The following is a 14,082-nucleotide window of genomic DNA, read 5'->3' on the forward strand; positions in this document are numbered from 1 at the left end:
GGCCAGGCTGCAGATGCAGCTTTCATGCATAATATCTATTTTGTTTTTTCGTTCTCTGAAGCATCGGTCGCTGCCTCTGTGCTTTCCTGCTTCTGCGCGTCGGCTGCTGCCTCCGTGCTTGCATGCTCCGGTACGCCAGTCACTTCTTGCATGCCTTCGTTCTCCAGTGCGTCAGTCACGTCTTCCGTGCCAGCCTGCTCCGGTGCTCCAGCCAGCTGTCCGCTCTGGGCTTCTCCCTCCGGATGCTCCTCCGGCTCCGGGATTCCCTTGCACTTGCGGAAAATCTGCATGAATTCTTTTCCAGTGATCGTCTCTTTTTCAATCAGGAATACGGCGATCTGGTCCATGACATCGCGGTTCTCTGTCAGAAGCCGTTTTGCTTCTTCGTAAGCATCCTTTAAGATCCGCATGACTTCGTCATCGACTGCTGCTGCCGTTGCCTCGCCGCAATCCATGACCACGCGGCCAGACAGGTACTGATCCTGCTGCTTTGCGATTCCCATTAAACCAAATTTTTCGGACATACCGTACTGGGTGATCATAGCCCGGGCGATCCCAGTCGCTTTTTCAATATCATTGGATGCACCTGTTGTCACAGAATCGAACACAATTTCTTCTGCAGCGCGGCCAGCCAGTGCAACTACCATCTGTGCCTGCAACTCTTTTTTACTCTGTAAATACTTTTCTTCCTCTGGAACATTTAAGACATATCCCAGTGCCCCCATTGTTCTCGGCACAATGGTGATCTTCTGGACCGGCTCAGCGTCCTTCTGCAAGGCACTGACCAGTGCATGTCCTACCTCATGGTACGAAACAATGCTCCGTTCCTCCCTGCTGAGCACCCGGTCTTTCTTTTCCTTTCCGACCAGAACTACCTCTACAGCCTCAAAAAGGTCCTTCTGGCACACAGCCGCACGGCCATTTTTAACAGCCAGGATTGCAGCCTCATTAATCATATTTGCCAGGTCCGAACCAACCGCACCTGCGGTTGCAAGGGCGATTGCATGCAGATCTACCGTTTCATCCAGGGCTACATTTTTCGCGTGAACCTTTAGGATCTCCACACGGCCCTTGAGATCCGGGCGGTCAACAACGACACGGCGGTCAAAGCGTCCCGGACGGAGAAGTGCCGGATCCAGAACCTCCGGGCGGTTGGTAGCTGCCAGGATCAGAAGACCCTTAGAGGTATCCATACCATCCATCTCGGAAAGAAGCTGGTTTAAGGTCTGCTGCTGCTCTGACTCCCCGCCGCCGCTTCCGCCGCTGCGGCTCCGGCCAATGGAATCGATCTCATCGATAAAGATGATACACGGGGAGTTCTGCTGTGCCTGCTTAAACAGATTGCGGACACGGGATGCGCCGACGCCGACATACATTTCCATGAAATCCGAACCGGAAAGGAAAAAGAACGGAACCTCCGCCTCACCGGCTACTGCCTTTGCGAGCAATGTCTTACCGGTTCCCGGAGGGCCTACGAGCAGGGCACCCTTTGGCAGCTTCGCACCGATGTGCGTATATTTTCCAGGGTTATGAAGGAAATCCACCAGCTCTACCAGGGATTCCTTCGCCTCGTCTTCTCCAGCTACATCTGCGAAGGTAACACCCGTCTCCTTTTCCATATACATTTTGGCAGTGCTCTTGCCGACCCCGCCCATGCGCTTCATCATAAAATTCATCATGATGACGATCAGTAAAAATGGAAGGACAAAGCTTACCAGGGATTCGATCATGGCCATACCGTCCTGACGCTCCCTGCGGATCTCCACACCACCGGCAAGCAGCCGGTCTGCCAGTTTATAATCCCGCTCGACCGGTACGGTATAGGTTTTTAAGATCGGGTTGAACTGCTCAGAATCCTCCTTATACTGGATGTCGATCTGGGAATTCTTAATGGTTACGGCCTTTACATCCCCATGCTCTACCTCTGAGATAAATTCGTCGTAGGTGATCTCCTTCTGACTCTTATCGGCCATATAGCCTCTCATAAAGCCTGCGATCGCAAACGTGATAAAAGCTGCGATCAGGACGATCAGAAGCTGGTTTTTTGGAAATTTGCCGTTGCCGTCATTCTTTCCATTGTTGCCGTCCTGCGGCTGCTGACTCTGTTGGTTATCCATAAACGGTCATTCTCCTGTTTTTTATTTAGGCGATAAAATGCCATTTTGCATTTATGAACCATTATAAAGGTAGTTTTCACATAAATCAAGAAAACTCCACTTAAAAAAATAAAGTTTTAAAAAAATGCCTAGATTTTAGCATATCACAGTTGTATAATGATTGAGTTATTTTTTCGAGAAAGAGTTACACACCCCACATAATCCCATATTATAGCAAGGAGGTTTTACCATGCCTGTAAAGTATGTTTTCGTTACCGGCGGCGTTGTTTCCGGCCTCGGTAAAGGTATTACCGCAGCATCCTTAGGACGTCTGCTGAAAGCGCGCGGTTACAAAGTGACCATGCAGAAATTTGACCCCTATATCAACATCGATCCGGGTACCATGAACCCAGTCCAGCACGGTGAAGTGTTCGTCACCGATGACGGTGCCGAAACTGATCTTGACTTAGGACATTACGAGCGCTTCATCGATGAAAGTCTCACCAAAAACTCCAATGTCACCACCGGTAAGGTATACTGGAGTGTTCTCCAGAAGGAACGCCGCGGTGATTTCGGAGGAGGCACGGTCCAGGTCATTCCCCACATTACCAACGAGATCAAGAGCCGCTTCCACCGCAACTTCTCAACCACAGAAACCGAGATCGCCATCATTGAGGTTGGCGGCACCGTCGGCGATATCGAAAGCCAGCCGTTTTTGGAAGCGATCCGCCAGTTCCAGCATGAGGTTGGACATGAGAATGCCATTTTGATCCATGTTACCCTTATTCCTTATTTAAAGGCCTCCGGCGAATTAAAGACCAAGCCGACCCAGGCAAGTGTAAAAGACCTGCAGGCTATGGGAATCTGGCCAGACATTCTGGTATGCCGCAGTGAGCATCCGTTAGATGATGGTCTGCGCAGCAAGATTGCCCTCTTCTGTAACGTACCGAAAACCCATGTACTCCAGAACCTCGATGTAGAGGTACTTTACGAGGCTCCGCTTGCCATGGAGGAGGAACATCTGGCTGAGGTTGCGTGCCAGTGCTTAAACCTGCCATGCCCTGAGCCGGATCTGACAGAATGGCGTGCGATGATTGATGCCTGGAAGCACCCGGAAAAAGAGGTTACCGTTGCCCTGGTCGGAAAATATATCCAGCTCCACGATGCCTACATCTCTGTTGTGGAATCCTTAAAGCACGGCGGCGTGGCAAACCGTGCCAGTGTCAACATCAAATGGATCGACTCCGAGACCGTAACTGCTGAGAATGTAAATGAGCTTCTTGGCGATGTCAGCGGTATTTTAGTCCCTGGCGGTTTTGGCTCCCGCGGCATCGAAGGAAAGATCCTTGCCATCAAATATGCCCGTGAGCATCAGGTTCCGTTCCTTGGCCTTTGCTTGGCATGCAGCTTTCCATCGTGGAATTTGCCCGCGACGTGATCGGCTACACCGACGCACACAGTGCAGAGTTAGATCCTTCCACGGTTCATCCGGTCATCCACCTGATGCCAGATCAGGATGGTATCGAGGATATCGGCGGCACCTTACGTCTTGGTTCCTACCCGTGTGTCCTGAATAAAGAGTCCAAGGCCTATGCACTTTATGGCACGGAAACCATTCATGAACGTCACCGTCACCGTTACGAGGTCAATAACGATTACCGCAACGTGCTCCAGGAACACGGCATGATGCTCTCCGGTATTTCCCCGGATGGCCGCATTGTTGAGATGATCGAGCTCCCGGACCACCCATGGTTCGTGGCAACCCAGGCACATCCTGAGTTAAAATCCAGACCGAACCGTCCGCATCCATTGTTCAGGGGCTTTATCGAAGCTTCCTTAAAATATCAGAAATCACAGAATTAACGTTAACCTTTATGCCGCAGAGATCATGGCTGGTCCCTGCGGCATTCTTTGTATTGCTTCACATTGTTTTCCGAACAGACAGTTACCAACACCGATTTTACACATTCCCATTACAGAAATTTACCAGCATCGTTTTTACACATTCTCATTACAGAAATCGGTACACGTTTCCGCGTTATCTTACATTTTTCTGAAAAATAAGGGAAACCTCTTGAATCCGTGTTTTTGCAAGGTTATACTGGTTTATGAAAAAAACAAAATCCACAATAACCAAAGAAAGGACTTTTTGATCATGAAAATAAAGCGCTATGTAGCTGCAGCTATGGCTGCAGGTGTGTTAAGTACCGTAAGTCTTGCAACCGGCATCACTGCCCTGGCTGCAACCGGCTGGATCCAGAACGGAAATTCCTATGTCTATTACGATGATAATGGCAGCTTACATAAAGGCTGGATCCAGACCAACGACGGCTACTACTATATGGATCTTTCCACCGGCGTTATGACCACCGGCTTAAAAAAGATCAACGATAAATTATACTATTTCGGCTCCAACGGAATCATGCAGACTGGCCTGATCCACGATGCAGCCTCTGACAAATATTATTACGGACAGTCCGATGGTACTCTTGTGATCGGCTGGCTCAATTTAGACGGCAGCTATTACCACATGGACGAAGATGGTTCCCTGGGTACCGGCTGGAAGACCATCAGCGGTTCCAGATACTACTTCGATCCGGCTTCCGGCAAATGCGCACTGAACATTGCAATGCCGATTGACGGAAACTGGTTCCTGTTTGGCGAAGACGGTAAAATGCAGACTGGCTTCCACAACGTAAACGGCGCAACCTACTACTTCGATCCGTCCAACGGCGTTATGGTTGCAGGCACCACCAAAACCATCAGCGGCGTAAGCTACACCTTCAACGCAGACGGAACCTGCACCACTACCCTGTCCGGTATTCCGTCCCATACAACTGGCACCGAGAGCAGCAATAACAGCCAGCAGAGCCAGCAGTCCTCCCAGGAAAGCACTGCAGACGCTGAGAACGGCAGACAGAATGTCATTGTAGCCGGTTCCTCCAGAAGCTAATCACCAGACGCGCCACCGGTATCTCACCGGTATGAATTTGAAATAAAAAAGTGGACACATTTCCCAAGGGATTTTGGTGTCCACTTTTTATTTCATTCTTTTTCCTGCATGAGCTTCCAGCATCCGGGCATACTGCCCATAAAGGAGATGATTTTCATGAAGGATCTTGTTTTGCAAAATCTTGAGCTCGTAAGAAAAGCCCAGAATGAGCCATCCACGCTCCCACCGTCTAAAATGCCAAAAGAGCTGCCGCCGGAAGAACCGGCAGACAGCCCCAAAAAAGCACCTGTGCAGGACCCATACGGAACCGATGACCCGGACACGCTGGATGTCCGCGCCGCTTCCGTTACCGACTGCACCGGCCTGATTCCATCCGGCACCGATTCCAAAGCAGTTCTGGAATCCTATGCAGAGGTATACCATTATCCCGCCGATATTTTCCACGGATAATGCTTCCAAAAATTAATAGCTTCCCTTTTTTAAAAGCTTCCGGAGATACGCAAAGGTCGTCTTCTCCCCGCGCAGCTTTAACATCATCAGGATTTTTTCCAGCTCCGCTTTCGTTTCCGGGTGCATCGCTCTATCCAGATAAGGGCGTTCTCTCTGGTAATAGTCCCATGCAGCCCCATCGGTATAATCTTTGCCCCGGTAAACCTTACATGCTGCGATCCGGTCCATGACCATTTCCACCAGATAATTTACCGGCATTTTCGCCCCGGCAATCCCCTGGCTGGTTTTTGAAAAATCCATCCAGTATTCAAAATGATGCTTATTCCGGCCCTTGTGGTGGAGCCATGCGGTAGAATAGCCCTTTTCTTCCCGTTCTGCCGCATTCGGGCTGCGGTCTCCCTGGTAATAATGAACACCAGTCAGAAATTCTGCCGGGCTGTACTTTGAGAGATCATGAAGCAGTCCCTGTTTATATAACCCCACACGAAAGCAGTTCTGCATGACCAGCAGCTTATGCTGTGTGATCGTACAAAAATGGTGCCACGCCTTATGCTCCATCCTTAAAACCTCCTAGTCTTTCATGTTTCTTTCCTAACGATTCTGTCGTTTCACCATGATACACCAGCCACGATGCTTCTTAGCGGCTTGCTTTCTCCAGTAAGCCCTTCAGCTCGTCCACTGTAACCGGGTAGTGTTTATTGCAGAAATGACAGTTCATCTCGATGGTCTTACCTTCATCAATCATCTCCTGCAGTTCTTTCTTTCCAATGCTGATCAATGCCTTCTCTATGCGCTCCCTGGAGCAATTGCAGGCAAACTGCGCCGGCATCTTATCCAGGATCTCCAGACCGAAATCACCAAGAATATGTTCCAGGATCATCTCCGGGGTATTGCCTGCATCCAGCAGGGAGGTAATGGAGGTGATCTCCTTTAAGCGGGTCTCCAGGGTAGAAATAACCTCCTCAGAAGCTCCCGGGAGAAGCTGTAAGATAAATCCCCCCGCCTGGCGGACGGTGTTGTCCTTATTCATCAGCACGCCCAGGGCTACGCTGGAAGGAGTCTGCTCAGAGGTTGCAAAATAATAGGTCAGATCCTCCGCAATCTCACTGGTCACCAGAATGGTCTGGCCGACATACGGCTCCTTTAAGCCGATGTCTTTGATCACGCTGAGCACGCCGATACCCAGGCACCGCCAACATCCAGCTTCCCCTTCTCATTCGGCGGAAGCATAACCTCCGGATGGTAGGCATAGCCCTTCACATCTCCTTTGGAATCTGCCGTCACAGTCAGACCGCCGATCGGACCGTCCCCCTCAATTTTAATGGTGAGAAGATCGTTGGCGCCCTTCATCATAACGCCCATCATGGCACCAGCCGTCAGAAGACGTCCTAACGCTGCGGTTGCCACTGGACTGGTATTGTGCGCCTGACGCGCATATTCGGTTAATTCTCTTGTAGTCGCAGCAAAGGCACGGATCTGTCCCTCGGCCGCAGTTGCTCTGATAATATAGTCTGACATATGTCGTTCCTCCTTTTTATGGATACAATTCCCTTTTTATGGATACAATTCCGGATTTTCTTTTCCGTCCATCTTTATGGGCAACACACATAAGTTATTTTCCGCATTCCCGCACAACAAAATAAACACGGTCACTGTCTTCTCTCGGCGGCTTTCTGGTAAAGGCATCATACACAGCTACAAGCTCCATGCCTGCCTCTTTCACAGCCTCCTTCACCTCGCTGATCTCAAAAGCCTTCTGGTAATGCGTCTCTTCATATTTAGAATACCGCCCATCCTCCTCACGGATAAACAGCGTCAGATCGTACTCATTGACCATTTCCGCTTCATCGAAATAGTTTTCCCAGATGAAGCTGCTTTCTTCCCGGTTCTCTGCAATCGTCTGCTCCCCTAACTGTTCCCGGTATTTGTAGACGGTATTCATATCAAAAATAAATACGCCCTTTGGATCCAGATAGTTGTTTGCAAGCTTTAAGACCTGCACCAGGTCCTCATGATCCTCCAGGTAATTCATGGAATCACAGATACTGACGATGGCGCGGACCGTACCATACAGTTCAAACTCCCGCATATCCTGCTGCAGATATAAAATCTGCTGCGGCTCTTCCATCTCATGCTCCAATGCTATCTCTAGCATCTCCTCGGAAAGATCCACACCGATCATATCGTAGCCCTTTTTTGCAAGAAGCCGCGTCAGCTTTCCGGTACCACATCCAAGATCCAAGACAAGACCATCCGTCACACCGTATTCTTTTAAAAGGCTGGTCACATAATCACACCAGTCCCTGTATGGAATATTGTCCATGAACAGATCGTACACAGACGCAAAACCTGTATATGCCTCCATGCTTCAAACCTCCTTCGAATACTTGTTGCTGCAAGAAGCCGGATTGCCGGATTCTCACGCTCACGAATTGGCAGAGGCGTCACTGGCACCTCCCTGATATGCAATGCAAAGAAAAGCAGGAACGTCCAATAGACACTCCTGCTTACCGTTCATCGATTCCTTATGCGTTCTTACCGCAGCACTTTTTGTATTTCTTGCCGCTTCCACACGGACACGGATCGTTCGGGAAAATTTTCTTTTCCTTGCGGATGGTTCCGGAAGCCTTCTGCTGCTTGTAAAGCTCTTTTCTCTTCTCTTCGCTTAAGATGGAGTCCCACTGCGGCAGAGTGTACAGCCATTCTGCTTTTGCCTCTACCATGTTGTAGTAAAGCTTCTCCGGATCGATCTCGATCTTTACCTGGGTGTTCTCATCCATGGTCTCGATCGGGTTCTCATAGCCCTTTAAGCTCTCGTTGATGCCGTCTAAGAAGCCAGTCATGATCAGAACCTCAGTCTGGTACTTATCTGCCAGCTCTTTTACGGTTCCGGAAACAACTTCTGCCGGGTTGCTTAAGATCTGCTCGTAGATACCCTTCTCAATTGTGAAATAGCCAGTCCACAGCTGCTCTCTCTGTTTATCATCTAGACCATTGCCGTAAGCAAGGTTTCTCCAGTTTTCTAATAAGGTTGCCATATTGTATATCCTTCCTTTTTCTATAATCCTGTTCGCACATTAAGGACAACGTGCATATTCCCGATAAGTATATAACATTTCTCAGTATTTTGCAAATCATTTATGCAGAATTTTCAGTCCGGAATGTTCAGAATTTTCAATTCATTTCCTGTTCAAAAAATCTGTCCCTGTAAGCAATGCACTCTTTCACACCTTCCGGTACAGATATTTCGGAATTCCATGCTCCATAGGGCGCTTTGGTTCTCCCTGGATCATCGGCAAAGCATAATCGATGAATGCCTGTGCCACATCACTTCCACCACTGGTGATCCACTCCTGTGGAACCTTTTTTTCCTGGTTGCAGACTTCATTCACATCCACCAGTCGGCACTCCATGCAGTACGGCTCTGCGGTTACCCGTTCAAAGGCTACCATCTGTCCAGTCTTCCCGGATACAGCAGCCCGGACGCCCTCCTGTCCTGCCAGAGCCGCCTCCGTGATATCAGTCTCCGATGCCAGCATGCCACTGCAGCGCTGGCTGACATTCAGCTCCACGGAACGCACCTTGACACCAAAACGGTGCCGGACAAAATTCTCCAGGACCTTACCGCAGCCAGTCAGCATCTTATGGCCAAAATTGTCCACCATGGCTTCATCTCCGTACTCACAGATAAAGGTTCCGGATGCATCGGAAATTCCCTCCGACACGCACACAACTACACTGTTCTGTTTCCCCAGTGCTGCTTTCAGATCCTTTGCAAACTGCTCCAGTTCAAAATCTGCCTCTGGCAGATAGATCAGCACCGGATTGTCTCCCTCGAATTTCCGGGCCAGCACACTGGCTGCCGTAAGCCAGCCGGCATGGCGTCCCATCAGCTCTACAATGGTCACCGCCTTCTGCTGGTACACGGAAGCGTCTAACGCGATCTCCCGCACAGCCGCAGCCACATACTTGGCTGCACTGCCATATCCCGGCGTATGATCCGTCATGATAAGGTCGTTATCGATGGTTTTTGGAATACCGATAAACCGGATATCGCTTCCATGGTGCTTTGCGTACCGGGAAAGCTTGCTGACCGTATCCATGGAATCATTTCCGCCAATATAGAGGAAATATCCGATCTCCATCTGACGGAATTTCTCAAAAACCGTCTCATAAAAGGCATCGGTCAGGTTTTCCGGAAGCTTATAACGGCAGGAGCCTAAAAAGGCTGCCGGGGTCAGCTTTAAAAGCTCCAGATCCTCCCCGGAAAGCTCTGCACCCAGATCCATATAATGATCCTGCAGCAATCCCTCAATTCCATTGATCATGCCGTACACATGACCGATCCCAGGCATCTTCAGCGCTTCCTTCACAACTCCATAAAGACTTGCATTGATCACAGCGGTGGGGCCGCCAGACTGTCCAACTAATAGATTTTTCATTTCTGTCCTCATTTCTGTCTCAATCTGTAACTGATTTCTGGTGTTTCACATGTTTTCTTATTATACGGATATTTGAAAGAATTTGCAACCATGCACTGGATTTTTAAAAAAATTAAGCCCCGGCACATCCAATATGCCGAAGCTTAATAAAAAGGGGAGGATAAGTATTTCTCTTTTCTTTGGTACTACTCCTATTATGTCCTCCCTTTCCTTCTTTATACATCCAATAAAAATTTTTATTGCATTTCCTATTGCAGAAGGCACCTATGACGCATCTGCTGATTCTTTTTCCTCAATCGTTACCCCATCATAAAAATATTTCAGGATTTCTTCATAGTTCACTCCAGTCTTAGCCATGGCCTGTGCCCCGTTCTGGCTCATGCCGACACCATGTCCGTACCCACCGCCGTAAATACGGAACTGTGCGACACCATTCTGATCTGTGCCGGCAGCTTCCACAATGAGGAAACCGCTGGGCAGCAGCTCCCAGCCCTCTGAGGTTTTTCCATCACCGCGGTTAATGCTGAGGGAAGAATCGCCAAGGGCACTGCGGATAGCGTTCTGCCCGGTTATGATTCTTTCCCCTTCACTGCCCTTTACCAGAAGCTTCATGGCTACACCGCCCGGCCCACGCTCCGTAACGGAAACATCCGTCACAGTTCCCACTCCGGCTACATGTGCAGCGATCACGTTGCCATTGGTCTTTAAATTCCAGCGGTAAAACGGATAGGAGGCGTCATATGCCGGGAACTCCTTGTTCTTAATAAACTGTGCAAACGCATCTTCGTTTTCAAAGCTTAAGCGGCTTCTGGCGGTCTGAAGGCTCAGGCTCCGCAGATACGGGGTCTGCTCTGGATCACTATCCCAGATTGCTGCATTGGTAGTGGTGCCGCAGGATGTGGAAAAATAATAGGCCGTGACCGGATTTCCGTCATAGTACAACATTTTCCCATAGGTTTCCTGCACCGCCTGCGTTGTTTTTGCATCGGTTTCCACATTATTATAGACCTGAAACTGTGTGCTGTCATCGATCTGGGCGCCGTAGGAGCGGTAGCTGTTGCTCTTCATCTGCATATAGGCATAGGTTCTCGCGCAGACTGCCTGGGCCTTTAAGGCTTCCTTTTCATAGCTGGCTGGCATTTCACTCGGCACCACCTTTTTCAGATAATCCTCCAGAGGCAGTTCGTTGACAAGGACCAGCCCTTCCTCTGTGTCTAAGATTTCCAGCCGCCCGGCATAAGACGGATGCCCCTGCGAGCGGTTTAAGCTGGTCACCGTAAGCTCTGTCCCTGTCTCTGGCTCCAGGATCAGGCGCTGTGCGCTGCAGCTTCCATCCCCGGTGGTTACAGATACCATGCTGCCCGGCTCTAATTCTTTTTCTTCCTCTCCCTGAATTTCTTTTACACTTCCAGGACAGCTGATCTCAACCGTCTGATGCGTTTTATCCTGAAAGCCGTCGCCAAGGATCAGGACACGGATCTGTTTGGCAGTATCCTCCCGTTCCTTGATGACTGCACAGATCATTCCCTTCGCAACCACAAACTCCTGGCTGCTGCTTCCCACCAGGATCTCAGAAAGTGGAAGCCGTTTGACATCGCCGTAGGTTTTTAATACCTTATATTCTGTATCGAGCGGCACACTTCCATAGCCCTCCAGCTCAATGGCATCGTCCCGTACAGAAAGCACCTTTCCGCTGATCCGCTCTTTTTTTAATGATACCTTTGTGATTTTTCCATGCTCCATACTGATATCTGCCAGGTTGCCGGCCAGCTCTTCCGGCTTTTTACAGCTTTTCTGAAAGGAAAGCTTTCTCTGGATATTACCGATGTATACCATCAGGCTCTGGCTGTCACCATTCAGGATCCAGACATTGCGGTACAGCGTATTCTGGCCCATATCTTTTTTTACATGGATCAGCTCCCCGTCTCTCACCCACACAGACAGTTCGTGATCGACATAAGAATCCAGGGACAGACCATAAAATGTGACCGTGCCTAAGCTTGTATAAGCGGTCCACGCCGGGCAGCCCTGGATATTTTCCGGCGTCCCGTAAACCTTGATGTTTTCCTCCTGCACTGCCCCGTCCTGATCCACAGCCTTTAAAAATGTCTCGTAAAACAGCCACCAAGTATCTTCCGGACATGCTTTATTTTTGCCATGGCGTTTTTCCAGCGCTGATCCTTTTGTATCGGCCGAGGCTTTTTTTGCGATCTGGGCCGCTTCCAGATACGTCAGGGCACCCTCTGCATGCTCCCGGTCCGCAGGCGTATCTGCCTCATCCAGATATCCTGCTTCATATAAATAATCCAGATACGGAACATACCATTCCCCCATGGCATCTGCCGGGAAATGGGATGCGCCGTATTCTTTTTCCCATGCATTCAGCTCTTCCGGTGATATAAGAGCAAGGGCGACTGACTTTGCAGCCGCCGCCCTGGTAATTCCCGATCTATCCGGTTCACAAAAAAGAATGATACCGATCAAGATCAGAACGATCGCCGGAATTCCAAATATCCAACGGATCATATTTCGTTTTCTCATAAATTCCTCTCGCCCTTGATATAAGTCTTTGCAGTTTCATCGATGTGGTCGAGACCATCGTACTCACGGAGTTTCCCAGACAAAGCTTTTTTTCCAAGTCTCCATCTTGTAAACTCTGCCACAAGACGGTAAATAACTGCAAACGTCGGCACTCCGATGATCATTCCGACAAAGCCCCAGAGGCCTCCGAACAGCAGAATGGAAAAGAGCACCCAGAAGCTGGAAAGTCCCGTGGAATCCCCCAGGATCTTTGGTCCCAGGATATTTCCGTCGAACTGCTGCAAAAGCAGGATAAAAATCAGGAAATAAATGCATTTCACCGGATCCGATAACAAGATCAAAAGTGCACTTGGCACCGCCCCGATAAACGGGCCGAAGAACGGCACAACATTGGTAACACCCACGATCACGCTGACAAGCAGAACATACGGCATATTGGCAAAGCCGAGAAGCACAAAGCAGATCAGGCCGATGATCAAAGAATCGAGCAGCTTTCCAATAATGAACCCACCAAATACATGATGCACATACCTTGCTTCTTCCACTATCTTATTCGCAATCTTTAACGGAAATAACCCATAAATGATCATTTTGACCTGGGCACGCAGCTTTTCCTTCATATTAAGAAGATAGATCATGACGATGAGGCCAATGAGGATATCAAATACCGCATTCACGACCAGAACCACTCCGCTGGAGACTCCTCCAATGATCCGGTAGATGTTTGGCACGACCACGTTGGTTAGCCAGTTCTGGAGATAATCGGCTGCTGCTCCATAATGCTGCATCACCTGCTGCTCCAGGTCTGGGTTATCTGCCAGAACCTTTTCCAGCCAGATCTCCAGATTATTGATGTTTGCCGGCAGGGTGTCCATAACCCCGCGGATGCTGTTGATGAGCTGCGGAATTAGCATAGAAATAAGTCCTACCACCACAGCCACCAGAAGTAACAGGCTTGCTACGGTCCCAAGAAAGCCGCCTAAGCTTTTCCGGCTTTTTTCTGCCGGGATCACCTTCTCTGTCAGCTTCATAACTGCCCCCTGTACCCGGTTATAAACCGGTGTCAGCAGATAGGCAAACACTGCCCCATAGATCACCGGTGCCAGGATCTTGGCGATCTTTTTTCCAAGCGCAGCCACGAGTGACCACCGGATCGCTACAAATACAGCAGCGACCAGAAGCAAAAGCACTACCAGTGCTGTAACGCCCCAGCATATATATGTGCGGTACTTATCATTTTTCATGGTATTTTCCTTTCCAATATGTAGTTCCATAACAGAACTGCAAAGCTGCCAGACGCAGGCACTGTTATCATCATCGGACGCGCCACTGGCGCCTCCTCGATAAGCGATGTAATAAAAGCAGCGATTTCTCGCTGCTTATTTCTCTTTTGTAATCCCGAATGTGCCGTTCTTACTTATTGACGCCTAGCAAAGCTAGGTGGGCAACCGCATGCAGGCTTCTGCCTTCCACTCTGTGGAGGCCTGACATCTGCCAGCAGATATAGGAATCCCTTAGTCAGTAATGTAGGTTCAAAATGGGTAAGGTTGTCGAACACTTCAGGAATTACTGTCTTTTTTGTTCTGAACTGATTATACAA

At 49.3% G+C, this 14,082-nt stretch carries 9 protein-coding genes, 1 other RNA gene and 2 pseudogenes; 3 read left to right on the forward strand and 9 right to left on the reverse strand.

Annotation, left to right across the window (positions count from 1 at the left end; translation table 11 throughout):
• Positions 1-35: 35 nt before the first annotated feature.
• Entirely contained in the window at positions 36-2,117 is a 2,082-nt protein-coding gene (gene ftsH / locus DXA97_RS01960; RefSeq protein WP_118718403.1) for an ATP-dependent zinc metalloprotease FtsH, read from the reverse strand.
• A gap of 229 nt (positions 2,118-2,346) precedes the next feature.
• Between ftsH and DXA97_RS01965 the strand changes: the two are divergent.
• The 3 genes and pseudogenes from DXA97_RS01965 (at position 2,347) to DXA97_RS01975 (ending at position 5,499) form a co-directional block, all read left to right on the forward strand.
• Positions 2,347-3,959, forward strand: a pseudogene (locus DXA97_RS01965) (CTP synthase).
• A gap of 292 nt (positions 3,960-4,251) precedes the next feature.
• Positions 4,252-5,049, forward strand: a complete 798-nt coding sequence (locus DXA97_RS01970) for a hypothetical protein (RefSeq protein WP_182436773.1) — start codon at positions 4,252-4,254, stop codon at positions 5,047-5,049.
• 156 nt (positions 5,050-5,205) lie between these two features.
• On the forward strand, positions 5,206-5,499 hold the full coding sequence (locus DXA97_RS01975) for a hypothetical protein (protein ID WP_118718405.1): 294 nt from the start codon (positions 5,206-5,208) through the stop codon (positions 5,497-5,499).
• 12 nt (positions 5,500-5,511) lie between these two features.
• On the opposite strand, the gene DXA97_RS01980 is transcribed toward DXA97_RS01975, so the two are convergent.
• The 8 genes and pseudogenes from DXA97_RS01980 to ssrS form a co-directional block, all read right to left on the reverse strand.
• The gene (locus tag DXA97_RS01980) at positions 5,512-6,057 is read right to left on the reverse strand and encodes a DUF5662 family protein (protein WP_118718406.1); all 546 of its coding nucleotides are present in this window, start codon (positions 6,055-6,057) and stop codon (positions 5,512-5,514) included.
• 79 nt (positions 6,058-6,136) lie between these two features.
• Positions 6,137-7,017 (reverse strand): annotated as a pseudogene (gene hslO / locus DXA97_RS01985) (Hsp33 family molecular chaperone HslO).
• A gap of 94 nt (positions 7,018-7,111) precedes the next feature.
• The gene (locus DXA97_RS01990) at positions 7,112-7,864 is read right to left on the reverse strand and encodes a class I SAM-dependent methyltransferase (RefSeq protein ID WP_118718407.1); all 753 of its coding nucleotides are present in this window, start codon (positions 7,862-7,864) and stop codon (positions 7,112-7,114) included.
• Positions 7,865-8,024: 160 nt separating this feature from the next.
• Entirely contained in the window at positions 8,025-8,537 is a 513-nt protein-coding gene (locus tag DXA97_RS01995; protein ID WP_118718408.1) for an SEC-C metal-binding domain-containing protein, read from the reverse strand.
• 186 nt (positions 8,538-8,723) lie between these two features.
• Positions 8,724-9,941: a 6-phosphofructokinase gene (locus tag DXA97_RS02000; protein ID WP_118718409.1), complete on the reverse strand. Its 1,218-nt coding sequence runs from the start codon at positions 9,939-9,941 to the stop codon at positions 8,724-8,726.
• Positions 9,942-10,205: 264 nt separating this feature from the next.
• Positions 10,206-12,482 (reverse strand): SpoIID/LytB domain-containing protein, encoded by a 2,277-nt coding sequence (locus DXA97_RS02010; protein WP_118718411.1) that lies wholly within the window; start codon positions 12,480-12,482, stop codon positions 10,206-10,208.
• Positions 12,479-13,726, reverse strand: a complete 1,248-nt coding sequence (locus DXA97_RS02015) for an AI-2E family transporter (protein ID WP_118718412.1) — start codon at positions 13,724-13,726, stop codon at positions 12,479-12,481. Before DXA97_RS02015 ends, DXA97_RS02010 begins: the two co-directional genes overlap by 4 nt.
• 147 nt (positions 13,727-13,873) lie before the next feature.
• A non-coding RNA gene (gene ssrS / locus DXA97_RS02020) (6S RNA) lies at positions 13,874-14,051 on the reverse strand.
• Positions 14,052-14,082 lie beyond the last annotated feature (31 nt).

This window comes from Clostridium sp. OF09-36 (assembly GCF_003481985.1).
GTDB lineage: Bacteria > Bacillota > Clostridia > Lachnospirales > Lachnospiraceae > Brotaphodocola.